The sequence below is a fragment of the Streptomyces sp. NPDC003691 genome, from assembly GCF_053981115.1.
This window is the reverse complement of sequence record NZ_JBSFNQ010000023.1, coordinates 51,762-78,703: the sequence shown is the minus strand read 5'-3', so window position 1 is coordinate 78,703 and position 26,942 is coordinate 51,762. Positions and strand designations below refer to the sequence as shown.

Annotated in this window: 24 protein-coding genes, 1 pseudogene and 1 riboswitch; of the genes and pseudogenes, 20 read left to right on the top strand and 5 right to left on the bottom strand. The window is 72.0% G+C overall.

The features are described from left to right. The first annotated feature begins 244 nt into the window (after window positions 1-244). From ACWDR0_RS14245 to ACWDR0_RS14225, 5 genes are all read left to right on the top strand, one after another. Window positions 245-1,021, top strand: a complete 777-nt coding sequence (locus tag ACWDR0_RS14245) for an ABC transporter ATP-binding protein (RefSeq protein WP_456351950.1) — start codon at window positions 245-247, stop codon at window positions 1,019-1,021. Next, window positions 1,018-3,594, top strand: a complete 2,577-nt coding sequence (locus ACWDR0_RS14240; protein ID WP_456351949.1) for an ABC transporter permease — start codon at window positions 1,018-1,020, stop codon at window positions 3,592-3,594. Before ACWDR0_RS14245 ends, ACWDR0_RS14240 begins: the two co-directional genes overlap by 4 nt. 312 nt (window positions 3,595-3,906) lie before the next feature. Then, window positions 3,907-7,437 (top strand): transcription-repair coupling factor, encoded by a 3,531-nt coding sequence (gene mfd, locus ACWDR0_RS14235; protein ID WP_456351948.1) that lies wholly within the window; start codon window positions 3,907-3,909, stop codon window positions 7,435-7,437. Window positions 7,438-7,510: 73 nt separating this feature from the next. Further along, a complete protein-coding gene (locus tag ACWDR0_RS14230; protein ID WP_456351947.1) occupies window positions 7,511-7,876 on the top strand; it encodes a hypothetical protein in 366 nt (121 codons plus the stop codon). Continuing rightward, on the top strand, window positions 7,873-8,535 hold the full coding sequence (locus tag ACWDR0_RS14225) for a nucleotidyl transferase AbiEii/AbiGii toxin family protein (RefSeq protein WP_456351946.1): 663 nt from the start codon (window positions 7,873-7,875) through the stop codon (window positions 8,533-8,535). The genes ACWDR0_RS14230 and ACWDR0_RS14225 overlap by 4 nt, the downstream gene beginning before the upstream one ends. Before the next feature lie 77 nt (window positions 8,536-8,612). On the opposite strand, the gene ACWDR0_RS14220 is transcribed toward ACWDR0_RS14225, so the two are convergent. Further along, the gene (locus tag ACWDR0_RS14220; RefSeq protein ID WP_456351945.1) at window positions 8,613-8,822 is read right to left on the bottom strand and encodes a DUF397 domain-containing protein; all 210 of its coding nucleotides are present in this window, start codon (window positions 8,820-8,822) and stop codon (window positions 8,613-8,615) included. Further along, window positions 8,819-9,658: a helix-turn-helix domain-containing protein gene (locus ACWDR0_RS14215; protein WP_456351944.1), complete on the bottom strand. Its 840-nt coding sequence runs from the start codon at window positions 9,656-9,658 to the stop codon at window positions 8,819-8,821. Before ACWDR0_RS14215 ends, ACWDR0_RS14220 begins: the two co-directional genes overlap by 4 nt. A gap of 91 nt (window positions 9,659-9,749) precedes the next feature. Between ACWDR0_RS14215 and ACWDR0_RS14210 the strand changes: the two genes are divergently transcribed. The 3 genes from ACWDR0_RS14210 to ACWDR0_RS14200 are packed head-to-tail and all read left to right on the top strand — an operon-like array spanning window position 9,750 to window position 10,397. Then, window positions 9,750-9,983: a hypothetical protein gene (locus ACWDR0_RS14210; RefSeq protein WP_456351943.1), complete on the top strand. Its 234-nt coding sequence runs from the start codon at window positions 9,750-9,752 to the stop codon at window positions 9,981-9,983. Continuing rightward, window positions 9,973-10,221 carry a hypothetical protein gene (locus tag ACWDR0_RS14205; RefSeq protein ID WP_456351942.1) on the top strand — a complete coding sequence of 83 codons (249 nt, stop codon included), beginning with the start codon at window positions 9,973-9,975 and terminating at the stop codon, window positions 10,219-10,221. Before ACWDR0_RS14210 ends, ACWDR0_RS14205 begins: the two co-directional genes overlap by 11 nt. Then, on the top strand, window positions 10,218-10,397 hold the full coding sequence (locus tag ACWDR0_RS14200) for a hypothetical protein (RefSeq protein ID WP_456351941.1): 180 nt from the start codon (window positions 10,218-10,220) through the stop codon (window positions 10,395-10,397). Before ACWDR0_RS14205 ends, ACWDR0_RS14200 begins: the two co-directional genes overlap by 4 nt. 254 nt (window positions 10,398-10,651) lie before the next feature. Here ACWDR0_RS14200 and ACWDR0_RS14195 read toward each other — a convergent pair. Together ACWDR0_RS14195 and ACWDR0_RS14190 are read right to left on the bottom strand one after the other, a co-directional pair. Continuing rightward, window positions 10,652-10,978: pseudogene (locus ACWDR0_RS14195) on the bottom strand (SAM-dependent methyltransferase); the annotation flags it as partial. A gap of 186 nt (window positions 10,979-11,164) precedes the next feature. Further along, window positions 11,165-11,587, bottom strand: a complete 423-nt coding sequence (locus ACWDR0_RS14190) for a DUF4259 domain-containing protein (protein ID WP_456351940.1) — start codon at window positions 11,585-11,587, stop codon at window positions 11,165-11,167. A 142-nt stretch (window positions 11,588-11,729) separates the two neighbouring features. On the opposite strand from ACWDR0_RS14190, the gene ACWDR0_RS14185 reads away from it, so the two are divergent. From ACWDR0_RS14185 to ACWDR0_RS14170, 4 genes are all read left to right on the top strand, one after another. Next, on the top strand, window positions 11,730-12,482 hold the full coding sequence (locus tag ACWDR0_RS14185; RefSeq protein WP_456351939.1) for an HNH endonuclease family protein: 753 nt from the start codon (window positions 11,730-11,732) through the stop codon (window positions 12,480-12,482). 12 nt (window positions 12,483-12,494) lie between these two features. Further along, on the top strand, window positions 12,495-13,025 hold the full coding sequence (locus tag ACWDR0_RS14180; protein WP_456351938.1) for an NUDIX hydrolase: 531 nt from the start codon (window positions 12,495-12,497) through the stop codon (window positions 13,023-13,025). A gap of 78 nt (window positions 13,026-13,103) precedes the next feature. Beyond that, the gene (locus ACWDR0_RS14175; protein ID WP_456351937.1) at window positions 13,104-13,772 is read left to right on the top strand and encodes a hypothetical protein; all 669 of its coding nucleotides are present in this window, start codon (window positions 13,104-13,106) and stop codon (window positions 13,770-13,772) included. Then, window positions 13,769-14,758, top strand: a complete 990-nt coding sequence (locus ACWDR0_RS14170) for a nucleotidyl transferase AbiEii/AbiGii toxin family protein (protein WP_456351936.1) — start codon at window positions 13,769-13,771, stop codon at window positions 14,756-14,758. The genes ACWDR0_RS14175 and ACWDR0_RS14170 overlap by 4 nt, the downstream gene beginning before the upstream one ends. 172 nt (window positions 14,759-14,930) lie before the next feature. On the opposite strand, the gene ACWDR0_RS14165 is transcribed toward ACWDR0_RS14170, so the two are convergent. Then, window positions 14,931-15,767, bottom strand: a complete 837-nt coding sequence (locus ACWDR0_RS14165) for a hypothetical protein (RefSeq protein ID WP_456351935.1) — start codon at window positions 15,765-15,767, stop codon at window positions 14,931-14,933. A 700-nt stretch (window positions 15,768-16,467) separates the two neighbouring features. Here ACWDR0_RS14165 and ACWDR0_RS14160 point away from each other — a divergent pair. The 8 genes from ACWDR0_RS14160 to ACWDR0_RS14125 all read left to right on the top strand — a co-directional run bounded on the left by ACWDR0_RS14160 (window position 16,468) and on the right by ACWDR0_RS14125 (window position 26,474). Then, window positions 16,468-18,585 carry an N-6 DNA methylase gene (locus ACWDR0_RS14160; protein ID WP_456351934.1) on the top strand — a complete coding sequence of 706 codons (2,118 nt, stop codon included), beginning with the start codon at window positions 16,468-16,470 and terminating at the stop codon, window positions 18,583-18,585. A gap of 184 nt (window positions 18,586-18,769) precedes the next feature. Beyond that, entirely contained in the window at window positions 18,770-19,528 is a 759-nt protein-coding gene (locus ACWDR0_RS14155; protein WP_456351933.1) for a hypothetical protein, read from the top strand. Further along, a complete protein-coding gene (locus tag ACWDR0_RS14150) occupies window positions 19,525-21,054 on the top strand; it encodes a serine/threonine-protein kinase (RefSeq protein ID WP_456351932.1) in 1,530 nt (509 codons plus the stop codon). Before ACWDR0_RS14155 ends, ACWDR0_RS14150 begins: the two co-directional genes overlap by 4 nt. 205 nt (window positions 21,055-21,259) lie before the next feature. Further along, on the top strand, window positions 21,260-21,703 hold the full coding sequence (locus ACWDR0_RS14145; RefSeq protein ID WP_456351931.1) for a GtrA family protein: 444 nt from the start codon (window positions 21,260-21,262) through the stop codon (window positions 21,701-21,703). A 180-nt stretch (window positions 21,704-21,883) separates the two neighbouring features. Continuing rightward, window positions 21,884-22,540, top strand: a complete 657-nt coding sequence (locus ACWDR0_RS14140; protein WP_456351930.1) for a SurA N-terminal domain-containing protein — start codon at window positions 21,884-21,886, stop codon at window positions 22,538-22,540. A 76-nt stretch (window positions 22,541-22,616) separates the two neighbouring features. Beyond that, window positions 22,617-23,585, top strand: a complete 969-nt coding sequence (locus ACWDR0_RS14135) for a nucleoside triphosphate pyrophosphohydrolase (protein ID WP_456351929.1) — start codon at window positions 22,617-22,619, stop codon at window positions 23,583-23,585. Between the two features lie 484 nt (window positions 23,586-24,069). Next, complete coding sequence (locus tag ACWDR0_RS14130; RefSeq protein ID WP_456351928.1) at window positions 24,070-25,368, top strand: cytochrome P450 family protein; 1,299 nt, start codon at window positions 24,070-24,072, stop codon at window positions 25,366-25,368. A 95-nt stretch (window positions 25,369-25,463) separates the two neighbouring features. Next, window positions 25,464-26,474: a transglycosylase family protein gene (locus tag ACWDR0_RS14125; RefSeq protein ID WP_456351927.1), complete on the top strand. Its 1,011-nt coding sequence runs from the start codon at window positions 25,464-25,466 to the stop codon at window positions 26,472-26,474. Between the two features lie 288 nt (window positions 26,475-26,762). Beyond that, window positions 26,763-26,940: riboswitch (cyclic di-AMP (ydaO/yuaA leader) on the top strand. Window positions 26,941-26,942 lie beyond the last annotated feature (2 nt).

Here is a 26,942-nt window from a genome sequence, read left to right as displayed (position 1 = left end):
CCTAGGGCAGTTCCTGCCGCATTCGTTCCGTGGAACGACGAGCCGAAGCGCCCCCGTTCCTTAACTTGTTCTTACGGCGCCACCGCCGGCCGCCCGAGGCGCCCGGGGGGTGGGGAAAACCCCCGCACCAAGACGGTGACCCGCACCAGCGCGCCGCCCGCGCCCCGCCGACAGACTCATATCAGAAGGCAGTCGGCGACATGCAGACCGTTCACCGAACGAGGAGACGACCGTGACTACGGCCATGACCATTTCGCCCCACGGGGCCACCGGAGAGCGTTCGGCCGTGGCCGCGCGTGGACGGCAGATCGTCAAGGCCTACGGCTCGGGGGAGACCCGTGTCGTCGCCCTCGACCAGGTCGACGTCGACATCGCCCGCGGGCAGTTCACCGCGATCATGGGCCCGTCGGGCTCCGGCAAGTCGACGCTGATGCACTGCCTCGCCGGACTCGACACCGTCACCGCGGGCCAGATCTACCTCGACGACACGGAGATCACCGGTCTCAAGGACAAGAAGCTGACGCAGCTCCGCCGGGACCGGATCGGTTTTATCTTCCAGGCGTTCAATCTGCTGCCCACGCTCAACGCCCTGGAGAACATCACGCTGCCGATGGACATCGCGGGCCGCAAGCCGGACGGCGCCTGGCTGAACCGGGTGGTGGAGACCGTCGGTCTCGCCGGACGGCTCAAGCACCGGCCGACGCAGCTCTCCGGCGGCCAGCAGCAGCGTGTGGCCGTCGCCCGGGCGCTGGCCGCCCGGCCGGACATCATCTTCGGCGACGAGCCGACCGGAAACCTGGACTCCCGGGCCGGCGCCGAGGTGCTGAGCTTCCTGCGGCGTTCGGTGGACGAGCTGGGGCAGACCATCGTGATCGTCACCCATGACCCGGTGGCCGCCTCCTACTCGGACCGGGTGCTGTATCTCGCGGACGGCCGGATCGTCGACGAGATGTTCCGGCCCACCGCCGAGGCTGTGCTCGACCGTATGAAGGACTTCGACGCCCGGGGGCGTACCTCGTGACCACGTTCAAGACGTCCCTGAGAAACTTCTTCGCCCACAAGGGGCGGATGGCGCTCTCCGCGATAGCCGTGCTGCTGTCGGTGGCGTTCGTCTGCGGCACCCTCGTGTTCACCGACACCATGAACACGACGTTCGACAAGCTCTTCGCAGTCACCTCGTCCGATGTCACCGTCTCCCCGAAGGAGACGGACGACGAGGACGAGGGGCCCCCGTCCACCGGCCGCCCCGAGACGCTGCCCGCGTCGCTGGTGGCGAAGGTCGGCTCGGCCGAGGGCATCGAGGAAGCCGTCGGCATGGTCCACAGCACGGCCGTGACCATCGTCGACAAGAAGAACAAGAACATCGGTGCCACCGGCGGCGGACCCACCATCGCGGGCAACTGGACCGAGGTCGACCTCAAGACCTTCGACATCAGCTCCGGACAGGCCCCGCGCGGCCCGACGGACGTCATGGTGGACAAGGACACCGCCGACAAGAAGAAGCTGAAGATCGGCGACCCGATCCGCACCATCACCGTGGACGGCGACTTCACCGCCACCATCAGCGGGATCATGGCCTTCAAGGTCACCAACCCCGGTGCCGCCATGGTGGTCTTCGAGACCGCCACCGCCCAGCGACAGCTGCTCGGCAAGGAAGGCGTCTTCACCCAGATCGCGGTGACCGCGAAGGACGGCGTCTCCGATGTCCGGGCCAAGCAGAACCTCACCGCCGCCCTCGGCGCCGGCTACGACCTCAAGACCGCGGACGAGTCCGCCGACGAGGGCCGCAAGGACGTCGGATCCTTCCTCAACGTCATGAAGTACGCGATGCTCGGCTTCGCCGGGATCGCCCTGCTCGTCGGCATCTTCCTGATCGTCAACACCTTCTCCATGCTGGTCGCCCAGCGCACCCGTGAGATCGGCCTGATGCGGGCCATCGGCTCCAGCCGCAAGCAGGTCAACCGCTCCGTCCTGTTCGAGGCCGTCCTGCTCGGCACCGTCGGCTCCGCCCTCGGCGTCGGCGCCGGCGTCGGTATCGCTGTCGGCCTGATGGAGCTGATGGGCAGCATGGGGATGAACCTCTCCACCGAGGATCTGACGGTGAAGTGGACGACCCCGTTCGTCGGTGTGGTGCTGGGTGTCGTGGTGACGATCGTCGCCGCCTACATCCCGGCCCGCCGGGCCGGGAAGATCTCCCCGATGGCCGCGCTGCGCGAGACCGGGGTCCCGGCGGACGGCAAGTCCGGCTGGGTGCGGGCCGCCGTCGGACTGCTCCTCACCGCGGGCGGCGCGCTCGCCCTGGTCGCCGCGAGCCAGGCGGACAAGGCGTCCGAGGGCTCCCTGGTCCTCGCCGCCGGAGTGGTGCTCTCACTGCTCGGTTTCATCGTGATCGGCCCGCTGCTGGCGGGTGTGGTGGTGCGCGCCCTCAGCGTGGTCGTGCTCCGCGCCTTCGGCCCGGTCGGCCGTATGGCCGAGCGCAACGCCCTGCGCAACCCGCGCCGCACCGGCGCCACCGGCGCCGCGCTGATGATCGGGCTCGCCCTGGTCGCCTGCCTCTCGGTGGTCGGCTCCTCCATGGTCGCCTCGGCGACCGAGGAGCTGGACAAGTCGGTCGGCGCCGACTTCATCATCCAGGCGCAGCCGGGCCAGCCGGTGGTGCCCGCGGCCCTGGAGGCCGTCCGGAAGACCGAGGGCATCGCCCATGTCACCGAGTACCGCGACATCCTCGCCAAGGTCACTGCCCCCGACGGCGCCTCCGCCAAGATGACGCTGGTCGCCACCGACCCGACGTACGCCACCGACCTGCGGAAGAAGATGGTCGAGGGCAAGCAGTCCGACGCCTACCGCAAGGACTCCCTCTCGGTCGGCTCGGAGTACGCCGAGAAGCACGGGCTGAAGCTGGGCTCCAAGCTGACGGTCGCGTTCAGCGGTGCGAAGCCCGTGGAGCTGACCGTCCGGGCGATCACCTCCGACGACAGCGCCATGGAGCAGGGCGCGATCATCCTGAGCACGGAGACCGCGCGCCGTCATATCCCCGCGGACAAGCTGCCGCAGAACTTCATGCTCTTCGCCTCGGCGAAGGACGGCCAGGAGAAGCAGGCGTACACCGCGCTGAAGAACTCCCTGGAGCCGTATCCGCAGTACAAGGCCTCCAACCAGGCCGACTTCAAGGAAGACCTGAAGGACCAGGTCGGCCAGATGCTGAACCTCGTCTACGGGCTGCTGGCCCTGGCGATCGTGGTCGCCGTCCTCGGTGTGGTGAACACCCTGGCGCTGTCGGTGGTCGAGCGGACCCGTGAAATCGGTCTGATGCGGGCCATCGGTCTCTCCCGCCGCCAGCTGCGCCGCATGATCCGCCTGGAGTCGGTGGTCATCGCCCTCTTCGGCGCCCTGCTCGGCCTCGGTCTGGGCATGGGCTGGGGCACCGCGGCCCAGAAGCTGCTGGCCCTGGAGGGGCTGGGCGTGCTGGAGATCCCCTGGCCCACGATCATCACGGTCTTCGTCGGATCGGCCTTCGTCGGTCTGTTCGCGGCCCTGGTCCCGGCGTTCCGGGCGGGCCGGATGAACGTCCTGAACGCGATCGCCAGCGAGTAGCCCCGGCGGCTTCCGCAACCCGCCCCACGGGAAACGGGCCCGGTGACCGAGCATCCGCTCGGCCGCCGGGCCCGCCGCCGTATCCGGACCCGGATGTCCGCCACACCCTCGGACAACCGGGCCCGGATGTCAGAGGGTGCCTGCGCCCGGGGGCTACCGGGCCCCGGGGTATCCCCGAGCGGGAGGCGTCCGGCGGGCGTACGCTGGTGGACCCCGGCCCGTTCGACGTGCCGGGCCGTTCGCGTTGCCCACAGCCGCAGCGCGCACCGTTGCCCCTACCCGTATCGCATCACCCGGGACGGAACGCCTTTCATGAGTCTCCACGGTCTGCTGGACGCCGTCGTACGTGATCCCGCGCTCGCCGAGGCCGTGCAGGCCGCGCGCAGCGCGGGCCGCAGGCAGGTGGACCTGGTGGGGCCGCCCGCCGCGCGGCCCTTCGCCGTGGCCGCGCTGGCCAGGGACGCCGGGCGGACCGTGCTCGCGGTCACCGCCACCGGCCGGGAGGCCGAGGACCTGGCCGCGGCCCTGCGCTCGCTGCTGCCCGAGGACTCCGTCGCCGAGTACCCGGCCTGGGAGACCCTGCCCCACGAGCGGCTCTCCCCCCGCTCCGACACCGTGGGCCGGCGGCTCGCCGTGCTCCGCAGGCTGGCCCACCCGTCCGCCGACGACCCGGCCGCCGGGCCCGTCTCCGTCGTGGTCGCCCCGATCCGCTCCGTACTCCAGCCGCAGGTCAAGGGGCTGGGCGAGCTGGTTCCGGTGGCGCTGCGCACCGGTGAGCAGGCCGATCTGAACGAGGTCGTCGACGCCCTCGCCGCCGCCGCGTACTCCCGGGTCGAGCTGGTCGAGAAGCGCGGCGAGTTCGCCGTCCGCGGCGGCATCCTCGATGTCTTCCCGCCCACCGAGGAGCACCCCCTCCGGGTGGAGTTCTGGGGCGACGACATCGAGGAGATCCGCTACTTCAAGATCGCCGACCAGCGGTCGCTGGAGGTCGCCGAGCACGGTCTGTGGGCGGCGCCCTGCCGTGAGCTGCTGCTCACCCCACAGGTCCGGGAGCGGGCCGCCGCGCTCGCCGAGGCCCACCCCGAGCTGGGCGAACTCCTCGGCAAGATCGCTGAGGGGATCGCGGTCGAGGGCATGGAGTCCCTCGCCCCGGTCCTCGTCGACGATATGGAGCTGCTGCTCGACGTCCTCCCGGCCGGAGCGATGACGCTGGTCTGCGACCCGGAGCGGGTCCGGACCAGGGCCGCGGACCTGGTCGCCACCTCGCGGGAGTTCCTCCAGGCGTCCTGGGCCGCGACGGCGGGCGGCGGCGAGGCGCCCATCGACGTCGGCGCGGCATCGCTGTGGAGCATCGCCGATGTCCGGGACCGGGCCCGTGAGCTGGACATGATGTGGTGGACGGTGGCCCCGTTCGCCGCCGACGAGGAGCTGTCCGACGACACCATCAAGCTCGGGATGCACGCCCCCGAGTCGTACCGCGGCGACACGGCCCGCGCCCTCGCCGACACCAAGGGCTGGCTCGCCGACAACTGGCGCACGGTCTTCGTCACCGAGGCCCACGGCCCGGCCGCCCGGACCGTGGAGGTCCTCGGCGGCGAGGGCGTTCCGGCCCGGCTCGACACCGATCTCACCGAGGTCGCCCCCGGGGTCGTCCAGGTGGCGACCGGTTCCATCGACTACGGGTTCATCGATCCGGGGCTCCGGCTCGCCGTCCTCACCGAGACCGACCTCTCCGGCCAGAAGGCCGCGGGCAAGGACGGCCGGCGGATGCCGACCCGCCGCCGCAAGACGATCGACCCGCTGACCCTGGAGACCGGCGACTACATCGTCCACGAACAGCACGGCGTCGGCCGGTACATCGAGATGGTCCAGCGGACCGTCCAGGGCGCGACCCGCGAGTACCTCGTCGTCGAGTACGCCCCCGCCAAACGCGGCCAGCCCGGCGACCGGCTCTACATCCCCACCGACCAGCTGGAGCAGATCACCAAGTACGTCGGCGGCGAGGCCCCGACCCTGCACCGGCTCGGCGGCGCGGACTGGACCAAGACGAAGGCGCGCGCGAAGAAGGCCGTCAAGGAGATCGCTGCCGATCTGATCCGCCTCTACTCGGCCCGGATGGCGGCCCCCGGCCACACCTTCGGCCCCGACACCCCCTGGCAGCGGGAGCTGGAGGACGCCTTCCCGTACGCGGAGACCCCCGACCAGCTCTCCACCATCGCCGAGGTCAAGGAGGACATGGAGAAGTCCGTCCCCATGGACCGGCTGATCTGCGGCGACGTCGGCTACGGCAAGACGGAGATCGCGGTACGGGCCGCGTTCAAGGCGGTCCAGGACGGCAAGCAGGTCGCCGTCCTCGTCCCGACGACGCTGCTGGTGCAGCAGCACTTCGGCACCTTCTCCGAGCGGTACTCGCAGTTCCCGGTGAAGGTCCGCGCGCTCTCCCGCTTCCAGTCCGACACCGAGTCCAAGGCCACCCTGGAGGGCCTGCGGGACGGCACGGTCGACGTCGTCATCGGCACCCACCGGCTGTTCTCGTCCGAGACCAAGTTCAAGGACCTGGGCCTGGTCATCGTCGACGAGGAGCAGCGGTTCGGCGTCGAGCACAAGGAGCAGCTGAAGAAGCTGCGCGCCAATGTCGACGTACTGACGATGTCCGCGACCCCGATCCCCCGGACCCTGGAGATGGCGGTCACCGGCATCCGCGAGATGTCGACGATCACCACCCCGCCGGAGGAGCGGCACCCCGTCCTGACCTTCGTCGGCCCGTACGAGGAGAAGCAGATCGGCGCCGCGATCCGCCGCGAACTCCTCCGCGAGGGCCAGGTCTTCTACATCCACAACCGGGTCGAGTCCATCGACCGGGCGGCGGCCCGGCTGCGGGAGATCGTCCCGGAGGCGCGGATCGCCACCGCGCACGGCCAGATGTCGGAGAGCGTGCTCGAACAGGTCGTCGTGGACTTCTGGGAGAAGAAGTTCGACGTCCTCGTCTCCACGACGATCGTGGAGTCCGGTATCGACATCTCCAACGCCAACACCCTGATCGTGGAGCGCGGCGACAACTTCGGCCTCTCCCAGCTCCACCAGCTCCGCGGCCGCGTCGGCCGGGGCCGGGAGCGGGGGTACGCGTACTTCCTCTACCCGCCGGAGAAGCCCCTCACCGAGACCGCCCACGAGCGCCTCGCCACCATCGCCCAGCACACCGAGATGGGCGCGGGCATGTACGTGGCGATGAAGGACCTGGAGATCCGCGGCGCGGGCAACCTGCTCGGCGGCGAGCAGTCCGGCCATATCGCGGGCGTCGGTTTCGACCTGTACGTACGGATGGTGGGCGAGGCGGTCGCCGACTACCGGGCGTCCCTGGAGGGCGGCGCGGAGGAGGAGCCCCCGCTGGAGGTCAAGATCGAACTCCCGGTCGACGCGCATGTCCCCCACGACTACGCGCCGGGCGAGCGCCTGCGCCTCCAGGCCTACCGGTCCATTGCCGCGGCCAACTCGGAGGAGGACGTCAAGGCGGTACGCGAGGAGCTGACCGACCGCTACGGCAAGCTCCCCGAGCCGGTCGAGAACCTCCTCCTGGTCGCGGGCCTCCGGATGCTGGCCCGCGCCTGCGGCGTCGGCGAGATCGTCCTCCAGGGCAACAACATCCGCTTCGCCCCGGTGGAGCTGCGGGAGTCCCAGGAACTGCGCCTGATGCGCCTCTACCCGCGCACGGTCGTGAAGCCGGCCATGAACCAGATCCTGGTCCCGCGCCCGACCACGGGCAAGATCGGCGGCAAGCCGGTTGTGGGCCGGGAGCTGCTGGCGTGGACGGGCGAGTTCCTGACGACGATCCTCGGGAGCTGACCGGCGAACCCGTGCGGCGGGTACAGGGCCCGGTTCCGGCCCCGTACCCGCCGCACGGGCCCATAATGTCGGTATGGCCACCGCCGTCCCGCCCACCCCCGGTCCACTGTCCGCCGCCGAAATCCTGCGGGCGCGCTATGCCGCGCGGCTGCCCGGAGAACTGAGCGAGCTGGCGGGTCCCCGCCACGGCACGGTCACCCTTCCCCTGCACATCGTCTGGTCCGGCCTGCGCACCTGGGACCTGGACCGGCCCCGCTCCCGGATGAGCCTCTACCGGACGCTCCTGGCCGAGGGCCAGCGAGACGACCTCACCACATACCTCGACGCCGATTTGCTTGTCGGCCAGTGGCCCGTGTTGCGCACCCTGATTCCCCGCGCCGCGCGTGACGTCTGGGAAGCGGTCTTCCCCGAACTCGCCCCCGCCGTGGCCGCCGCGTGAATCTGAGCGACCTGCACCGCCGACTGCTCGCGGACGTCCTCTCCATCGGCCATCCCTACCCTCTGGTCATCACCGGCGGCTACGCCGTCCAGGCACACGGCCTGGTCAACCGCCTCAGCCAGGACCTGGACGTCGCCACCGAGAACCCCGCCCCGATGGCCGACATCGTCCGCACGGTCACCGACGGCCTGGCCCGTTACGGCTGGACCGTCCGTGAGGTCAGCACCGACCCTTTGTCCGGGCGTCTGATCGTCACCGACCCCGAGACCGGAGACGAGTGCGAGGTCGACATCCTCAAGGAGGCTTTCTGGGCTCCGCCAGCCCGGAGCGAGCACGGGCCCGTCCTCGCGCTGGACGACGTCGTCGGCACCAAGGTACGTGCCCTGGCCGACCGCGGCGCTGTCCGTGACCTCATCGACGTTCATGCCGCCGCCCGGGACCGCACTATCTCCGACCTGGAACTTCTCGGGCGTCGCCATGCCCGGACCGAGTTCAGCCTGCACGACCTTCGTGACCGTCTCATCGGAGCCGACTGGTACGAGGACGAAGAGTTCCTCGCCTACGGCCTCACTCCCGGCCGGATCGGCGAACTGCGGACCTGGGCTCTGGAATGGGCCACGGATCTCGGCCACCGTCTCCATGGCGAGGAACACGACTGACACCGGCCGGCCCCGCCGTTCTGTTCACCGGAGCGGCGGGGCCGTACCCCTGCGGGGCCGGACGGGTACGGGTCCGGTCAGCCGACCCGGAACTCCCCGCCCTTGACCCCCGCGACAAACGCGGCGAAGGCGCTGGTGGGGAGGGCGAGGGTGGGGCCGGTGGGGTTTTTGGAGTCGCGGACGGGGATGGTGCCGTCGGTTATGGCGAGGTTGGCGGCGACCTCGACGCAGTTGCCGCCGTTGTTGCTGTACGAGGACGTGAACCAGCGGGGGGATGCGGTCGTCACGGGGAGCCCTTTCGTAGCTCGCGGATCATGGCCACGGATTCCGCCTGGGAGGCTGAAACGGCCTGTAGCTGATGGTAGGCCGTCAACATAGGCAGTACGGATGGCGCGTGACGGTCGAAGTGCCCCTGTGTCTGGGACTCGGCGTAGGAGACCACGGACCGGTCCTTGAGCGTCAGCAGATTGACCGGCAGGTCGAACGGCCTCTGCTCTCCTATGTCGTACGGGGCGATCTGCACCATGGTGTTGGGCTGTGCGGCGAACTCGGCCAGCCGGTCGAGCTGAGCCTCCATGATCCTGTGCCCGCCCACCCGTCGGCGGACACAGCTCTCGTCCATCACCACGATCACCATCGGTGGCGTGGGCCGGATCAGCGTTGCCTGCCGATCCGCCAGGAACGAGACTCGTTCATCCGCCAGTTCGGGAGTGATGCTCCCGCGCTGCACCGCGCTGTCGGCCAGTACCCGGGCGTACTCCGGTGTCTGTAGCAGCCCCGGAATGATGCCGATCTCGTACAGCCGGATCTCAACGGCCCTGGACTCGTAGCCCACGTACTCCGGAAATCCCTCCAGCAGCACTCCGTGCCGGAGTTCACCCCACGCCCGTTCGAAGGATTCGGCCTTTCCTTCGATTTCCAGGACCACGTCAAGTGCCCTTGCGAAGCGATGAGTCGGAGGCTTGCGGCCGGTTTCGACCGCGGAGATATGCCTTCCCGTATAGCCCATACGTTCGGCCAGCTCATCCTGGGTCCAGCCGTGGGACTCGCGTGAGCTGCGTAAGCGTGCTCCGAAAGCAGCTTCGGGTGATGCGTCGGGATTCAACTCCTTGCGGTTTACCAATGTGTCCTCCGGCAGAGCAACGTTGAGGAGGGTCCAATTCTAGGTAACTCTGAAGCTTCTTGTAGTGGAATCGCTACGGAAAGGAGCAGTCATGCCCGCTGCCCAGCGCATCGCGCCCGGCGCCCGGCCGAAGGACCCCACTCACCAGTCCCAGCTCGACGCCCTGATCGCCGCCGGCGGATTCTGGGGGATCGCGCCCGACTGGGTGCCGCGCACCGGATACGCCACCGACCGGAACACCCTCGTCACCGCGCTCGCCGGGCTCCGGCGGCTGTTGCAGAACGAGTCCGTCAGGCTGCGCCGGAGGTGTGCCCGTGTCCACTGACGAACAGCCCGCACCGCCGTGGGAGCCGCGGATCGGCGACACCGTGACGGATGTGGCCCGGAAGCGGACCGGCCGGGTGATGGACCGGTTCAGCAACCGCTACTACCTGCGCCCGCTGAACGGCGGCTGCGAATGGGACGCGCTCCCCGGCGATCTGCGCCCCGCGGTCACCTCCGACGCCCTGACCACCGCCGTGGCCGAGGCCAACCAGCGCAGCAGCAGAGGAGAGTTCGCATGAACGGCCCCGAGGAACTCACGGAACAGATGGCCGCCGGGTGCGAGACATGCCGGGAGCTGGCGGACGAGGAGCAGCGGGCGGAACACGCGGGTGACCAGTCGCGCGCCGCCGACTGCCGTGTTCTCCGCCGCCACGAGGAGTTCGGCCACCGGCCCGAGTCGCAGCCCTCGCCGTGACGGCGGCAGCAGTGGAGAGAGGTGTACGGATGACCCGAGACGCGCTCCTGTCCCATTCCCCGGAGCCCTTCGGCGCCCGGTGCGTCCACTGCGGGAACGAGACGTGCATACCTGTCGCCGTCGGTTCTGTGGAGCGCGCCAGCGGCCCGCCGGTCGTGTACTACGCCTGCCCGCCGTGCGCACTGAAGCACGGTGCCGGGCCGACTCCGGACGACGAGATCCGGTGGTAGTCCGGCCGGGTTCGGTGCGTGGTCCTATGCCTTGACCGCACGGGCAAGCAAGGTGCCGATATGGCCTTTCGCCGGGGCGTCCAGTACCTGCACTTCCACGTCCCTGAACCCTGCCCCGGACAAGAGGTTCGCCCACTTCCGGGGCGTGTAGCTGTACCGGTACGTGTACATGGCTTTGCCCGCGAACCCGCCCTTGTACATGCCCTGGGGCCCGTACGCGCCGGGGATGGCAGGGGGATGCGAGAAAGCCAGCACGCCCCCCGGATTCAGCCGGGCGGCGACCAGCGGCAACAACTGGGCCGGGTCTGTGAACCACACGGCGCCGAAGATCGAATACATGGCGTCGTAGGAATCGGTGCGGGTGCGCCACCGACCCGTCGACGGAGTGGGGGGCCGGGGCGTCGGCGTTACTCAGTGGCGCCCAGGATCGGGTAAGCGTCCTGGCCGACCGGCCGAACTTCGCCGTTCCTGACCGGACCCCTCACATATGAACTCGACTCCCGCGGAGCCCGCGACGGCGAGCAGCCCGGACAGACGCTACTGCGCCGCCCCGGTCCCCGCCGCCAGGACCGCGCGGAGCCTCGCCACCCGGTTGCCCCACTCCACCGCGTCCTCGCCCTCCCACAGCTCCGCCGACTCCGACTCCGGGGCCGTGATGCGGTCCAGGGCGGCGACGGCCAGGGGGCGGAGGTCGGGGGAGAGGACCGGGACCGGCTTCTTCGGGCCGTAGCTCGGGTTCACCGTCTCGCCGTCCGGGCACTGTCCCGCGACCAGGGCGGCCGCGGCCACCCCGCGGTCGCCGTCGTAGCTGTTGAGGAAGGCCGAAGCGGCGGTGTCCGCGGCCTTGGCGAGGGTGCGGCGGATCAGCTCCTCACGCTGCTCCGGCTCCCTGTCGTCGAGATCGCCCGAGAAGTCGGCCGCGGTGTCGTTGTCGAAGGGTCCGATGTCCCAGGCGCCCATAGTGCTGTCCCTCCCGTGGAAGCCGGCCGCTGACCGCGCCCGCCCCGCCCCTGATATGTGCTGGCTCCGATCGTGACACGCGGCGCCGACAACGCTCCCGCCAGGGGCGGGGCCGGAGGGTCGCGATCAGTACTCTGCCGAGGTGAAGAAGAGTCGCAAGGCCCCCATAACGTATGCGATCGCCCTGCTCGGCACCGCGGCGCTGCTTACCGGCTGCGAGAGCGAGGGCGCACCGGAGACGGAGGGCGCGCGAGGTGGTGGGCCCGGTGCGGTCGCTCCGCTGGCCAATCCCGACGGTACGCGCCCCGGCCTCGCGCCCGTCGCCGCCGGAGACCGGGCCGCGGCGCGGAAACTCATCGGGTCGCTGCGGACCAAGGGCCGCGGCCCCGGGACCGGTTACGAACGGGCGGAGTTCGGCCGGGCCTGGAGCGACAGCACCGACGGCGTACCCCTGGCCCGTAACGGCTGCGACACCCGGAACGACCTCATTCGCCGCGACGGCCGCGAACTGCGGTTCCGGGACGGCTCGGACTGCGTCGTGGTGGCGATGACCCTCGCCGACCCGTACACCGGCAAGGACATCGTCTGGAAGAAGGCGAAGGCCGCCGAGGTGCAGATAGACCATGTGGTGCCGCTGGCGTACGGCTGGCGGATGGGCGCCGCGCGCTGGACCGCCGAGAAGCGGGAACGATTCGCCAATGACCCGCTCAACCTCCTCCCGGTCGACGGCCCGGCCAACCAGGCCAAGAGGGACTCCGGCCCGGCGTCCTGGCTGCCGCCGAACAAGGCGGTCCGCTGTTCGTACGCCGTACGGTTCGCGCAGGTGGCGCTGAAGTACGAGCTTGCGGTCACGGCCCCGGACAGAAACATGATGCTCAGGCAGTGCGGTTCCTGAGACGCTCCGCCCATGAGTGAGCCGGTGGAGCGGGTCGACGGGCAGGACCGGGTGCTGGGGGTGGTGGAGCGGCGGGAGGCCATTGCGAACGGGTGGCTGCACCGCGTCGCGACCACCGTCTGCCGCCGCCCCGACGGCCGGATCCTGGTGCACCGCAGACCGCCGGGCGTCTCACGCTTCCCGGACGCGTACAACTGGCTGGTCGGCGGCGCGGTGGAGGTCGGCGAGGGGTACGAGAAGGCCGCGGCCCGGGAGCTCCGCGAGGAGCTGGGCGTCGTAGCGGCGCCGCGGCTCCTCTTCACGTACCTGTGCCGCGGTGTCATCAGCCCCTACTGGCTGGGGCTCCATGAGGTGGTGATCACGGACCGGCTCGCCGCCGACCCGTCGGAGATCGCGTCGTACGAGTGGCTCACCCCCGAAGCGCTCCTGGAGGCCGTCCGGCACCGGGATTTCGTGGCGGACGGGGTGGACGCGCTGGAGCGGTACCTCCGGTGGGCGGGGGAGCCCGCGCCTATCTCGACGGGCTGCCGGACGAGGCTCTGATCGTCCGGGTCCGCTTCCACTCCTGACCGGGGGTTATTCCTTGGCCGCCGGTCCGGTCCCGCTGCCAGAATCGGACCGGTGTACGAGACGCATGTGACGGTCCGCTGCCGGACCGGGGACGAACTGGCCGCCCTGGACACCTGGGCGGCCGGCCGGGGGCTCAAGGTCACCCGCATTGTGCTGGCCCGGGGCCGGATGGCGGAGCAGCCGATGCTGACGCTGCCGGACCGGACCGGGCACCACGCCGTGGTGGCCGGGCTGCGCGAGGCCGGGTTCGAGCCGGTACGGGTGAAGGTCGAGACGGTGCCGTGGAGCCGGGAGCCCGCGGGCCCCGGCGGCGGCTACTACGAGAACCACCTCAAGCTCGCCCTGCCCGCCGACTACGACCGGCCCGCCCTGGAGGCGCTGGTCGTCCCGCACGGCGCGCATCTGTCGTGGAACGCCCGGCGGGTCCTGCCGGGGGCACGGCACGAGCGCTTCGTCACCCAGCGGCACCCGGGCCCGGCCGACGCCGCCGGGCGGGCCTGCGACGAACTGCTGGCGGCGCTCGCCGCCGGAGGGTACGCGGTGCTGTCGGAGGAGCGGGAGTTCGTGCTCTCCGACAGTGATCCGAGCGTGGACGACGGCTGGCTGGAGAGTACGGATAGCCCCGAGAGCCCGAAGGACGCAGAGAGCGCAGCGAAGACGGACAGGCGGCAGGCGCCGGACAGCCCGGCGCGGCCGGAGAAGCGGGAGAAGGACATATGAACGGATCCACCTGGCCGCCCCCTATCCCCAACGGCCCCGGCTTCGCCGGCGAACCGCCGGAGGAGCAGCGGCGCCGCACCGGGACGGCCGCCACCCTGACCGCGGGGATCGGAGCCGGAGCCGTACGGCACCGGGTGTTCGACCCGGCGCTCAAGCACTTCTACGGCGCCTACCGACCCGGCGACGGCGTCGTGCCTGACCCCGAGCTGCGGGCCCGCTGGCAGGAGACCCGGCGCGAGGCGCTGGAACTCGTCCTCGCGGCCGTCGCCTCGACGCCCTGGGCCGATTCGCTGGTGCTGCGCGGCAGCATGCTGATGTCCGCCTGGTTCGGCCCGGCGGCCCGGTCGCCCCGGGACATCGACTTCGTCGTCGTCCCGGACTCCTGGCGCATCGAGGAGCCGCGTACCGGCGAGATGCTGGACGGTATCGCCGCGGCCGCCGAGGAACTGGCCCGGGAGCGCGGCACCGGTCTCCACCTGTCGGCTTCCGGCGCGGTCTCCGAGTACATCTGGACCTACGAGCGGGTGCCCGGCCGTCGGCTGGTGCTGCCCTGGGCGGCCCCGGGCCTGCCCAACGGCCAGGTACAGCTCGACTTCGTCTTCAACGAGCGGATGCCCGTGCCCGCCGAACCGGCGGAGGTCGCGGGTGTACGGATCGCGGCGGCGAGCCGTGAACTGTCGCTCGCCTGGAAGCTGATGTGGATCGGCTGCGACATGTATCCGCAGGGCAAGGACGTCTATGACGCCGTGCTGCTCGCCGAGAGCTGCGCGATGCCGGTGGAGCTGCTGGAGAGGGTCCTCCGCGAAGTGGGCGAGTGGCCAGGCGAACGCCACGGCGATCCGCTCGGCACGGAGCTGTACCGGGCGGTGCTGGACGAGGTGGAGTGGGACGGCTTCCTCCAGGACCACCCCGGTGCCGAGGCCGTCGTCGCCGCCTTTCCCGAGCGGTTGACGGCGGCACTGGACACCGTTTTCGGGAACCGCTGATCCTCGGGGCCCGTGGGACGACAGGCCCGCCGCGAGAGTGGCGGCGGTCAGGAGGCCGGGATTCCGCCGGGCCGGGCGGGGCCGGGCACGGGAGAGCGGGGTGGGCGCCGACCTCCCCGTCGGTTTCCACCCCGCTCCGTCCGGTGGGGACTTCCGTCCCGTACGGCTCCGCTCAGCCCAGCTTGTCCGGGTCGATGATCTCCGCCGGGGCCGGGATCTTCGGGAGCGGTGCCTTGTCGAAGTCGGAGAACGTGGCCGTGATCAGCTCCCCGGCCTCCGCGTCCTCGGGGGAGCCGACGATCTTGAGGACATAGGGCTTGCCCGAGGTGGCGATGTACAGCTCTTCCGTGACCTTGACCTTGGCCTTGCCCTTCGCGGTCCCGACCTCCACGGGGTTGGTGAGCTTGAGCGCCTTCTGTCCGTTCACCGTGGTCTCCCCGGCCCGCTCGACCCCGGCGGTGCCCTCGGCGCCGAGGTCCTTGAGCACGGCGTCGAGATGGCAGAACTCGGCCATCTCCTTGATGTCGGGGGAGGCCGCGTCCTCCTTCAGCCACTTGCCCTTCATGATGCCGACGGCACCGTTGATCTCGGCCGCCGACAGCGCCGGGCCGGTCTCGTCCGACTGCTTGAGCTGGGTGCGGAGGAAGGTTTCGTCGGGCCGCATATAGGCGTCCTTGCCGGAGACGACGATGTCCACCTTGCCCTGGCCCGCGACGGACATCGAACCGCTGCACCGGCCGCCGTCGTGGATGGCCATCCGTATCGTGACCTGCCGCTGCTTCTTCGTCCGGTCCAGCGCCATGCTGCCCTCGGCGGTCATGGTCAGCGACTTGGCGGCCTTGGTGGCCGTGCTCGCGGACTCGATGACCTCCTTGTTCGACTTGCCGCCGAAGGGGCCCTTCGCCTTCTCGTCCTCACCGCCGAGGCAACCGGTCGCGGTCAGCGCGAGCGCCGAGGCGAGGGCCGCGACCGCGATCGGGCGGCGGCGGGAGCGGGGCATGAGCGGCATGACGGTTCTCCGGATCCTGGTGCTGGTGCTGGTGCTGGTGCTGGTGCTGGTGCTGGTGCTGGTGCTGGTGGCAGTGGCAGTGGCAGTGGCCGTTGCGGTGCCGGGCGCGTGGTGCCCGGCCGGTTGCGGTGGCGGTGGGTGCAGGGCTGGTTGGCGGTGCCGGCGGCCGTCGCGATGGTGGTGCCGTACGTGTAGTGCCCGGCCGGAAGCGGCGGCGCCGTGGTGGGAGGGCCGGAGAACGGCGGGACCCCCGTACCCGCCGCACTCCGGACGTGCTTCACCGGACGGCCGCGGCCGGTACGCCGCCCCAGCCCGGTTCCGGCTCCGCCCCCGCGCCCGGCTCCCATCCGGGGTCACCGGAGGAACGGGCCGCACGGGTGGTCGAGCCGAGCGGAGGCTGTCGTACGTCATGCGGCATGGGCGTGCCCTTTCCGGGTGGCGGTGGCGGTGGCGGCGGAGACGGGACGGACCCGGGGAACACCGAAGAGTGTTCACACCGCCGTGGAGGCGGGCCGGGCCCTCCGTGAAGCGCCGGGTCAATAAGAGCAGAGCCTGTGAACGGAGTCAACATGAAAGTTCATGGAGCAATTTCTCCTCCATGTGAAGTGGTCTCTCGTGTAAACGTCGCTATGATCAGCGACACAATCAGCGACACCACACAGGCTCCGGGACATCCGGAACGGATCACGGAGGCGGCCAGGTGCCCGAGTCCGCAAGCGAAGTCACCGCGGCCGGCATCGCCCGGCTCGCGGGCGTGGGGCGCGCCGCCGTCAGCAACTGGCGCCGCCGGCACCCCGATTTCCCCAAGCCCGTGGGCGGTACCGAGACCAGCCCCTCCTTCGCGCTCGCCGATGTCGAACGCTGGCTGCGCGAACAGGGGAAGCTGGCCGAGGTCCCGCTCCGGGAACGGGTCTGGCAGCAACTGGCCGACCATCCGGCCACCGCCGCCGCCGATCTCACCGGCGCCGGTGTCGCCCTGCTCCTGGTCCGCGACCGGCCCGCCGTCTGGCAGGAGCTGACCGCCGCGGACGACCGGCGGATGGCCGAGCTGCTGCCCACCGCCGCCGAACAGTTCCTGGCCCAGCGCTTCGGCGACGACCGCCTCGAAGCCCTCGCCCCCGCGCTGCGCGGCGGCCACGCCCTCGCCCCGGCCGCCGTGCCCTTCCTCCGTTCCGTCGGCGAACTCGCCGCCGAGCTGGGGCCCCGCCAGACGTACGAATTCCTCCTCGGCCGCTTCCTCGACGCCAATATCCGCCAGTACACCCCGACCCCGCCGGGGCCCGCGGCGCTGATGGCCGCCATCGCCGCGCCCCCGGACCCCGCCCGCGGCACCACCGTGCTCGACCCGGCCGCCGGGACCGGCACCCTGCTGCGTGCCGTGGAGCACCCCGCCGCCCTGCTCGCCCAGGACAGCGACCCCGCCCTCACCGCCCTCACCGCGCTCCGGCTCGCCCTGCACTGCGGACCCCAGGTCACCGTCGGCGCCCGGGCCGGGGACACCCTGCGCGCCGACGCCTTCCCCGACACCCACGCCGACGCCGTCCTCTGCCACCCCCCGTTCAACGAGCGGAACTGGGGCCACGACGAGCTGGGCTACGACCCCCGCTGGGAGTACGGCTTCCCGGCCCGTACCGAATCCGAACTGGCCTGGGTCCAGCACGCCCTCGCCCGGCTGCGGCCCGGCGGCACCGCCGTCCTGCTGATGCCGCCCGCCGCCGCCTCCCGCCGCTCCGGCCGCCGGATCCGCGCCGGACTGCTCCGCCGGGGCGCCCTGCGGGCCGTCATCGCCCTCCCCGCGGGCGCCGCGCCGCCGTACGGCATCCCGCTCCACCTCTGGGTGCTGCGCCGCCCCGAGCCCGGCCGGACACCCCCCGCCGAACTCCTCGTCGTCGACACGGCCGACACGGGCGGCGCGGGCGGCGGCCGCGACCGGGTCGACTGGCAGGCCGTGCACAACACCGTCCTCGACATCTGGCAGCCCTTCGACGGGCACGGCGGCGGCGACGGCACCGACCGGGCCGGGCTCAGCCGGGCCGTCCCCGTCATCGAACTCCTCGACGACGATGTCGACCTGGCGCCCGCCCGCCATGTGCCGCCCGCCGCCGGTGGCGGCGACGCGGACGAGCTGGAGCGGGTACGGGAACGGCTCACCGACACCCTGCGCCTCACCGGCGAGCTGACCCCGGCACCCGCCGCCACCACCCGGCCCGCGCCCTGGCCCTCCACCACCGTCGGCGAGCTGGCCCGGTCCGGCGCCCTCACCATCCGCGCCGGAACCGGCTCCGCCGTGCCCGGCGGCGGCCACCCCGGGCGCCCCGCGCCCGGCGGCCGGGGCGCCGTCCTCACCGAACAGGACGTCGTCGCCGGGACCCCGCCGACCGGCGTCCTGCCCGAATCGGCCGACGACGAGCCGGTCCGGACCCGCGCCGGGGACATCGTGATCCCCGTCCTCGGCGGCGCCTCCGTCGTCCGGGTCGTCGACGAGACCACGGCCGGGGCCGTCCTCGGCCGCAACCTCCAGCTGCTGCGCCCCGCGCCGGAAGCGCTGGACCCCTGGTTCCTCGCCGGATTCCTCCGCGGCACCGCCAACACCCGGCAGGCCAGCAGCTTCGCCTCCACCGCGACCCGGCTCGACGTACGCAGACTGCAACTGCCCCGGGTCCCCCTCGCCGACCAGCGGCGGTACGGCGAACGGTTCCGCGCGCTGGCCGCCTTCGAGGACGCGCTCCGGCTCGCGGGACGGCTCGGGGAACAGCTCGTCCAGGGGCTGTACGACGGACTCACCGACGGCACGGTCGAACCGGAACGGGGGGCGTGACCGCCTCCCGGCCCGCCCCGGCCGCACCCGCGGCCAACCGGAACCCCCGCCGGACGCCCTGCCGCAAGCACCGGCGGAACCGGTAGCGGGAGCCGCCGACATTCCGTCCCGCTATACCCCGGGACGGTGCCGTCCCCGGTGTATACCCTCGTTCGTACCCAGGCCCTCGTCCCCAGGAGCAGGAATGCACGGCCCCGGCTACGCCCCACCGCGCCAGCAGCCGCCCTCGGCGGTGGCGGTCGTCCTGCTGCGCACCCTCTTCCTGCTGCTCGCCGTCCTCACCTGGGGCATGCTCGCCTGGCTCACCATGCTCCGGGTCGCCGTCATGCGGCGGAAGCCCGTCGACTGGCTGCTGTTCGTGGTGTGCTGCCTGGTGACCATGGGCCTGTTCGCCCTGATGGGGATCTGGGGCTCCGACCCGAACACGGACGAGGTCAACGGCGCCGACGCGACCGCGATCCTCGGCCTCGGCGCCGTCGGCCTCGCGGTCGCCGTCCACTTCTTCGTCATCGACCTGCGCACCCAGGACGAGCTGCGGCGGCAGTGGCAGCCCGCGCCCGGCTACCAGGGCGGTCCGGCGGCGGGTCCGGCGGCGGGCCAGGGCTACGGTTTCGGCCCGGCCCCCCAGGGCCCGGGTACGGCCGCCACCACCCCCGGCTACGGCTATCCGCCGCAGCGCCCCGGCTACGGCTATCCCCCGGTGAACCCGGTGAACCCCGTGAACCCGGCGCACCCGGCAGCTCCGGGGAACCCCGCCCACCCGGGCGCCGCCGCGCCCGGCTCCGCTCCGGGACCCGTCCCCGGCGCCACCGGGACCCCCGCGCCCGGCACCCCCGTACCCCCGCCGCCGCCCGCCGCCGGACCCCGGATCGACCAGGTCCGCGCCGAACTCGACGAGCTGAGCGACTACCTCCGCAAGGACCGCGGGGAGCGGGACCGGTGAACGGACGCGTCATCGCGGACCGGTACGAACTCTCCACCGTCATCGGCCAGGGCGGCATGGGCCAGGTCTGGACCGCCTACGACGGCCGGCTGGACCGCCGGGTCGCGGTCAAACTGCTCCGCCCGGACCATATGACCAAGGGCACCGCCGCCGACGAGATGCGCCGCCGCTTCGTCCGCGAATGCCGGGTCACCGCCCAGGTCACCCACCCCGGGCTGGTCACCGTCCACGACGCCGGCAGCGACGGCGACGACCTGTATCTGGTGATGCAGTACGTCGACGGCGCCGACCTCGCGGACCATTTCGCCGAGCACGAGCCGTACCCCTGGCAGTGGACCGTCAGCGTCGCCGCCCAGATCTGCGCGGTGCTCGCCGCCGTCCACGCCGTCCCCATCGTCCACCGCGACCTCAAACCGCGGAACGTGATGATCAAGCCCGACGGCACGGTCACCGTGCTCGACCTCGGCGTCGCCTCCGTCATCGACACCGACACCACCCGCCTCACCCATACCGGCTCACCCATCGGCAGCCCCGCCTATATGGCCCCCGAACAGGCCATGGGCGGCGCCGTCGGCCCGTACACCGATCTGTACGCGCTCGGGGTGCTGATGCACGAACTCCTCAGCGGCAATGTGCCCTTCGCGGGCTCCACCGCGCTCGGTGTCCTCCACCGCCATCTCTACGAGCCCCCGCTGCCGGTCCGCCGGGTCCGCCCCGATATCCCCGAGCCGCTGGAGGGCCTGGTGCTGCGGCTGCTCGCCAAGGACCCCCAGCACCGGCCGTCCGGGGCGCAGGAGGTCTACGGGGCACTGGCGCCGCTGCTGCCCCGCCGCGGCGAACCCGGCGGGCCGCTCGACCCCACCCGGCCCTTCCTCCGCCCGCACGCGCCCTGGCCCGACCGTGCCGGGGCCGCGGCCGCCGCGCCGCCCCCGCCGCCCGTGCCACCGCCCGCGGCGGCGGCGCCCGGCGGGCCGCCCGATGTGGCCGCCGCCGTCGACGAGGTCAAGAAGCTCCTCGGCGAGGGCAGCATCACCCGCGCCGTGGACATCCTCGGCGGCATCCTCCCGGCCGCCGCCGCCGAACACGGCGAGCACTCCCCGGTCGTCCGCATCCTGCGCAAGCAGTACGCGACCACCCTGATGGACGACGGCCAGTACCGCCGCGCCCTGCCCGAGCTGCGGCGGCTCGCCGACGACCGGGCGGCCGAGGCGGGCCCGGCCGACGCCCAGACCCTCCAGTTCCGGCACGACGCGGCCCAGTGCCTGGAACAGCTCGGCGAGGCGGCCGCGGCCGTCGCCGAGTACCGCGCCGTCCTCCCCTACTACGAGAGCGCGGGCGACACCGCCCGGGCCTTCGACGTACGGCAGCGCATCGGGAACCTGCTGCTCGCCGTCGGCGACCACACCGGGGCGCACCACCAGCTCCAGGCCCTGCTGTACGACGCGGAGCGGGTCTACGGGCCGTACCACCAGCTCCCCGCGGAGCTGCGGCGGGCCCTCGCCCGCCAGCGCCAGTTCCACCGCTGACCGCCGGGCCCGGCCTGGTACCGGGCGGGCCGCCCGGTGCGCCGTACCCCGCCGTACCCCGCCGCACCCCGCCGCGCGCGGGCCGTGCTCCGGAGCGCCCGGCCGGTGGTCCGCCATGCCGTACGCTTCCCCGCAAGGGCGGCCCGGCCGTCCGGCCCCAGCGCAGCGACCGAGCGCGCGAGCGACCGAAAGACCGAGTGACCGAGTGACCGGCGAGAAGACGACGATCCGCGGCCAGCTGGTCCGATTCGCCCTCGTGGGCGCGGTCAACACGGGCACCTACTACGGCCTGTACCTGCTGCTGCTCAACGTCATGCCGTACGTCGCCGCCCATGTCGTCGCCTTTGTCCTCAGCATGATCGGCTCGTTCTTCCTCACCTCGTACTTCACCTACCGGACCCGGCCGACCTGGCGGAAGTTCCTGCTCTTCCCGCTCTCCAATCTGACCAACTTCACGGTCACCACCAGCGGGGTCTACCTCCTGGTCGACGTCCTCGGCTTCGACGACCGGTACGCGCCGCTGATCGCGGCCGCCGCGGCGATCCCGGTCACCTTCGTGGTCTCCCGCACGATCATGCTCCGCCCGGAACCGGGGGAGCGCGGCGAGCCGAAGCCGCCGGAGCCGGTGGGCTCCACCGAGCGCCGCTGAGGGACCGGGCGGCCCGCCGCTTCGGGCGGCCTCGTCCGTATCTTCCGTATCCCCCGCATCGGGCGCCTCGTTGGACCAAAACAGTCGCGGTGAAGTAGTGGCCCCCGTCCCGCCGACTGCCTACCATCGGTCACCGCAGGACTTTGTGACTCGTCGCACAAACCTCGTCTGGAGGCTCCTTTGCACCGCCGTCGTCGCACCGCGATCTCCGTCTCCGCCGCTCTGCTCGTCGCCGCTCCCCTTCTCACCGCCTGCGGCAACGAGGCCCACCCGGGTGCCGCCGCCGTCGTCGACGGCAAGCGGATCGAGGTGTCCACGCTCCAGGCCCGGGTCGCGGACGTCCGCGCCGCCCAGGAGAAGGCGCCCCAGGGCGCGGAGATGATCGCGAACACCGGCCAGCTCGGCCGGGCCAAGCTCTTCGACCTGCTCGTCGACGAGGTGGTCAGAAAGGCCGCCGACGACGCGGGCGTCACGGTCACCCGCAAGGAGTTGCAGCAGGCCCGGGCCGCCTATGCCGAGCAGGCGGGCGGCGAGCAGGCGCTGGCCGCGACCTTCCTCCAGCAGCGCGGCGTCGCCCCCGACCGGGTCGGCGAGGTCGTCGAGCGCGAGCTGCTGATCGGCAAGCTGGCCGAGTCCATCGGCGCGGCCGACACCCCCGACGGGCAGCAGCGGCTCAACGCGGTCTTCACCAAGGCCGCCGAATCCCTCGACATCGATGTGAACCCGCGGTACGGGGCCTGGGACAACAAGAAGCTGGAGCTGGGCGAGTACCGGGCGCCGTGGATCACCCAGCTCACCAAGCAGGCACCGCCGGCCGACGCCGAACCCACCGCCTGACCGCTCGCCGTCGGCCGCTCGCGGGGAGTGGGGTGCGGGGAGCGGGGCGGGGCGGGCGCCGGGGTAGGTTCGGGGGGTGACCTCCAACAACCCCGACGGGCGCATCGTCCTGCTCACCACGAGCCACCGGGTCGCTCCCGGGCTGCTGTCCTGGCCCGCGTGGGGCGTCCTGCGCGAGGCGGGCCGGGTGCTGTGCGCCGACCCCGGCCATCCCCAGCTGCCGTACCTCCGCGAGGCCGGGGTGGAGGTCGGGATCGCCGATCCGGACGCGCCCGCGCTGGTGGCCCTCTGCGCCGGGGGTACGACGGTCGTCGTCCTGGTCTCCGGCGAGGGCGACCGGGCGCTGACCGACGGCCTCGCCCGGCTCGCCGGCTCCGGCCGCGGCGGGATGCCCGATCTGGAGCTGCTGCCCGGCTCCTACGATCTGCCCGGCGCCCGGCTCCTCGACCTGGTCCAGGTCATGGACCGGATCCGGGTGGAGTGCCCGTGGTCGTCCGTGCCGACGCACCGGGACCTCGCCAAGTACGCCATCGAGGAGGCGTACGAGCTGGTCGAGGCGATCGAGGGCGGCGACCGCGACGAGCTGCGGGAGGAGCTGGGCGACGTACTGCTCCAGGTCGTCTTCCACGCCCGGATCGCCGAGGAGGACCCGGCGGAGCCGTTCTCCGTCGACGATGTCGCCGCGACGATCGTGGCGAAGCTGGTCCACCGGCATCCGCACGTCTTCGGCGACGAGGAGGCGGAGACGCCGGAGGACGTACGGCGGATCTGGCTCCGCACCAAGGCGGAGGAGAAGCACCGGGGCTCCGTCACCGACGGCATCCCCCTCGGCCAGCCGGGCCTGGCGCTGGCGGCGAAGCTGGCGTCCCGGGTCCGGGTCGCGGGGCTGGACGTCCCGCTGCCGAGGGGTGAGGGCGTGGGGTACGAGCTGCTCGCCCTCGCGGTCGCGGCGGAGGCGGAGGGCGTGGACCCGGAAGCCGCCTTGCGGGCAGCGGCCCGCACCTACCACACCACCATCCGCACCCGGGAATCCCTCCCGCAGTAGCCCCGCCCCCCTCGCCGGGCCCGGGCCCGGAGTCCCCCGGGCCCCGGCCCCGGAGCGCCCGCCCCTGCCGATGGCCCCGGGCAGGGCCGCCCGGAGTGCCCGTCTCCTGCCGATGGCCCCGGGCCGGGACACCTGGGGCTCCCGCCTTCTGCGAGAAGGCTTGAGGAGAAGTACCCAGGGGCGCGGGGAACTGCGCGACAAGCCACAGGCGGCGCGCGGCCGACGAAACGGCCGGACCGGCAACGGTCTCTCTTCGCCGTACGGCGAAGGCGGCTCTCCCCCGCGGGGGAGACCGTAGGGGTTGCGGAGAGACCGTCGGCCGCGGGCCGTCGTGGGCCGTTCGCGCAGTTCCCCGCGCCCCTGGGCGCATGGTCCCAAGCCCCTTGGAATGGGCGGGACACCCCGGGGGCTCGGGAACACCCAGGGCCCCGGGGCGCAAGGCCCCGGACCGCCCCACGCGCCCCGCAGGGGATAGCGTCGGGGGGTGAGCGCCCATCCCCCCTCCCGTCCCCCCGAAGGGGACCGGCCCGAACTCTTCACCTGGGAGTTCGCCACCGACCCGTACCCCGCCTACGCCTGGCTCCGCACCCACGCCCCCGTGCACCGCACCACCCTCCCCAGCGGGGTCGACGCCTGGCTGGTGACCCGGTACGCCGACGCCCGCCAGGCGCTCGCCGACGCGCGGCTCTCCAAGAACCCGGTGCATCACGACGAGCCCGCGCACGCCCGCGGGAAGACCGGGATCCCGGGCGAGCGCAGCGCCGGGCTGATGACGCATCTGCTGAACATCGACCCGCCGGACCACACCCGGCTCCGCCGGCTCGTGACGAAGGCGTTCACCCCGCGCCGGGTCGCCGCCTTCGAGCCGCGGGTGCAGGAGCTGACCGACCGGCTGATCGACGGCTTCGCGGCCCGCGGCAGCGCGGACCTGATCCACGAGTTCGCGTTCCCGCTGCCGATCTACGCGATCTGCGATCTGCTCGGGGTGCCGCCGGAGGACCAGGACGACCTCCGGGACTGGGCGGGCATGATGATCCGTCACGGCGGCGGCCCGCGCGGCGGTGTGGCCCGTGCCGTGAAGCGGATCCGCGGCTATCTCGCCGAGCTGATCCACCGCAAGCGGGAGCACCTCGGCGCCGAGGACACCGACGACGATCTGATCTCCGGTCTGATCCGGGCCAGCGACCACGGCGAGCACCTCACCGAGAACGAGGTGGTCGCGATGTGCTTCGTACTCCTCTTCGCCGGTTTCGAGACGACCATCAACCTGATCGGCAACGGGGTCCACGCGCTGCTGCGCCATCCGGAGCAGCGGGCACGGCTCCAGGAGTCCCTCGCCGCGGGGGAGACCGCGCTGCTGGCGACGGCCGTGGAGGAGCTGCTGCGCTACGACGGCCCGGTGGAGATGGCGACCTGGCGGTACGCCAGGGAGCCGCTGGCCATCGGCGGCCGGGAGATCGCGGCGGGCGATCCGGTGCTCGTGGTGCTGGCGGCGGCCGACCGGGACCCGGAGCGCTTCGACGGGCCGGATGTTCTGGACCTCGCGCGGCGTGACAATCAGCACCTCGGATACGGGCACGGCATCCATTACTGCCTGGGTGCGCCGCTGGCCCGGCTGGAGGGACAGACCGCGATCGCGACCCTGTTGCGCCGCCTTCCCGACCTGCGGCAGGCGGTGGATCATCACGATTTGCGCTGGCGCGGCGGCCTGATCATGCGTGGACTGCGCACCCTTCCGGTGGAGTTCACACCGACCGGAAATGACGCATCGTCATATTCGTGATCCTCGCGTGATCTCCGCTGCATCGACTTGTGACAAGCGTTCGAGTGCGGCTACGTTCACCCCCGTCTCAGCCGTCACGCGAAAGGCAGCACCGCATGCTCTCCGGGAATGGTCGACATCGCCGTCCTCGACAGGCACCGGCCCTGGTCGTCGCAGCGGGGGTGACGGGGTCCGCGATCGCGATCCCGCTCCTCGGCGCCACCTCGGCATCCGCCGCTGATTCCGCGGCCTGGGACCGGGTCGCGGAATGCGAGAGCGCAGGTCAGTGGACCGTCAACAACGGCAACGGCTACTACGGCGGGCTCCAGCTCTCCCTGGAGACCTGGGTGGCGTACGGCGGCAAGTCCTACGCCGACCGCCCCGACCTGGCCAGCCGCTCGCAGCAGATAGCCGTGGCGGAGAAGGTGCTCGCCGCCGAGGGCGCCAAGGCGTGGCCGTCCTGCGGGACGGTGTCGGGTCTCGGCGCGGCCGCGGGCTCCCCGGACGCCACGGCCGGCCCGGGCGGCGCCGACCCGGTGCCCGGCGGTCCGGCCGCCGGACGTACGGACGCGGCGAAGGGTGACGCCCCGGCCGACCCCCCGAAGGCCGGGGAGAAGGTGCCGGGCAGCTCCGTCACCCCGCCCGCCGGGCCGGTGGAGAAGAAGGAGGCGCCGGGCAAGCCCGCCGCCGACGGCACCGGCAAGCACCGCGGCGCCCCCGCGGCCGACGAGACCGCCCCGGCGGCCCCGTCGGGTACGGCCGGTACCGGCACGGGCGCCCCGAAGGACCCCGGGACCCCGGGCGTGGACACGGTCGACCCGTCCCGCGCCTCCGGCCCCGACCGCACCTCCCGGTCCGGCGAGGAGGTCCGTACCGATGCCCTGAACCAGGGCGATCAGGGCGGTACGGGCATTCCGGCCAAGACCGGCAGTGCGGACGGTACGGGTGAAGCCGGGCAGGCCGACGGCAGCTACACGGTCCGCTCCGGCGACAATCTCTGGGCTATCGCCGAGGAGAAGAAGGTCCCCGGCGGCTGGCCGGCGCTCTATGAGGCCAACAAGGAGGTCGTCGGTACTGATCCCGACCTCATCCTGCCTGGCCAGAGCCTTGATCTCCAGGCGAAGTAGCCCCCGGGGCACCGAAACTGACGCCCTATTTTGCTGGCATATGTCCGTTTCTGTGTAAGTGAGACATGAGTCTCTTCGCTCCGGGCGTTGCCCCCGCTCTTCCGGAATCCTGCATTCCGTGTGTCACCTGCGGAAATACCTGTTTCCGGAGGGGCGGGATGGGCGTTTTGACCCTGATGTTCCGTCTTTGAAGAACCGGGACGCCTGTGACTACGGTCTGGACCGCTCGCCAAAGCGGGCACCGCTGACCGTCACGCCGAATCCTGCCGTCGGTCGGGGGGAACAGTCGTCGCGAGAGCGCCGAAGGCAGGAGCGGGGGACCCAGGTTTGTGCCGGTCCCGTCCGCTGCCCGTGAGGGCGGTGGACACCCGGCTTGGGGTGAAGCCGTACGACGCGAGCCGTACGGCCGGGCACTCACTGCGCCCGAACCCGACAGCTCACCTCGCAGGCGTCGGTGAGGAGATCCAC

Excerpts from the sequence above, each read along its gene's own strand:
- ACWDR0_RS14125 (WP_456351927.1), top strand. The coding sequence starts at position 25,464 with ATGCTCTCCGGGAATGGTCGACATCGCCGTCCTCGACAGGCACCGGCC.
- ACWDR0_RS14230 (WP_456351947.1), top strand. The coding sequence starts at position 7,511 with ATGGCCACCGCCGTCCCGCCCACCCCCGGTCCACTGTCCGCCGCCGAA.
- ACWDR0_RS14170 (WP_456351936.1), top strand. The coding sequence starts at position 13,769 with ATGAACGGATCCACCTGGCCGCCCCCTATCCCCAACGGCCCCGGCTTC.
- ACWDR0_RS14180 (WP_456351938.1), top strand. The coding sequence starts at position 12,495 with ATGAGTGAGCCGGTGGAGCGGGTCGACGGGCAGGACCGGGTGCTGGGG.
- ACWDR0_RS14245 (WP_456351950.1), top strand. The coding sequence starts at position 245 with ATGACCATTTCGCCCCACGGGGCCACCGGAGAGCGTTCGGCCGTGGCC.
- ACWDR0_RS14155 (WP_456351933.1), top strand. The coding sequence starts at position 18,770 with ATGCACGGCCCCGGCTACGCCCCACCGCGCCAGCAGCCGCCCTCGGCG.
- ACWDR0_RS14210 (WP_456351943.1), top strand. The coding sequence starts at position 9,750 with ATGCCCGCTGCCCAGCGCATCGCGCCCGGCGCCCGGCCGAAGGACCCC.
- ACWDR0_RS14190 (WP_456351940.1), bottom strand. The coding sequence starts at position 11,587 with ATGGGCGCCTGGGACATCGGACCCTTCGACAACGACACCGCGGCCGAC.
- ACWDR0_RS14200 (WP_456351941.1), top strand. The coding sequence starts at position 10,218 with ATGAACGGCCCCGAGGAACTCACGGAACAGATGGCCGCCGGGTGCGAG.
- ACWDR0_RS14165 (WP_456351935.1), bottom strand. The coding sequence starts at position 15,767 with ATGCCGCTCATGCCCCGCTCCCGCCGCCGCCCGATCGCGGTCGCGGCC.
- mfd (WP_456351948.1), top strand. The coding sequence starts at position 3,907 with ATGAGTCTCCACGGTCTGCTGGACGCCGTCGTACGTGATCCCGCGCTC.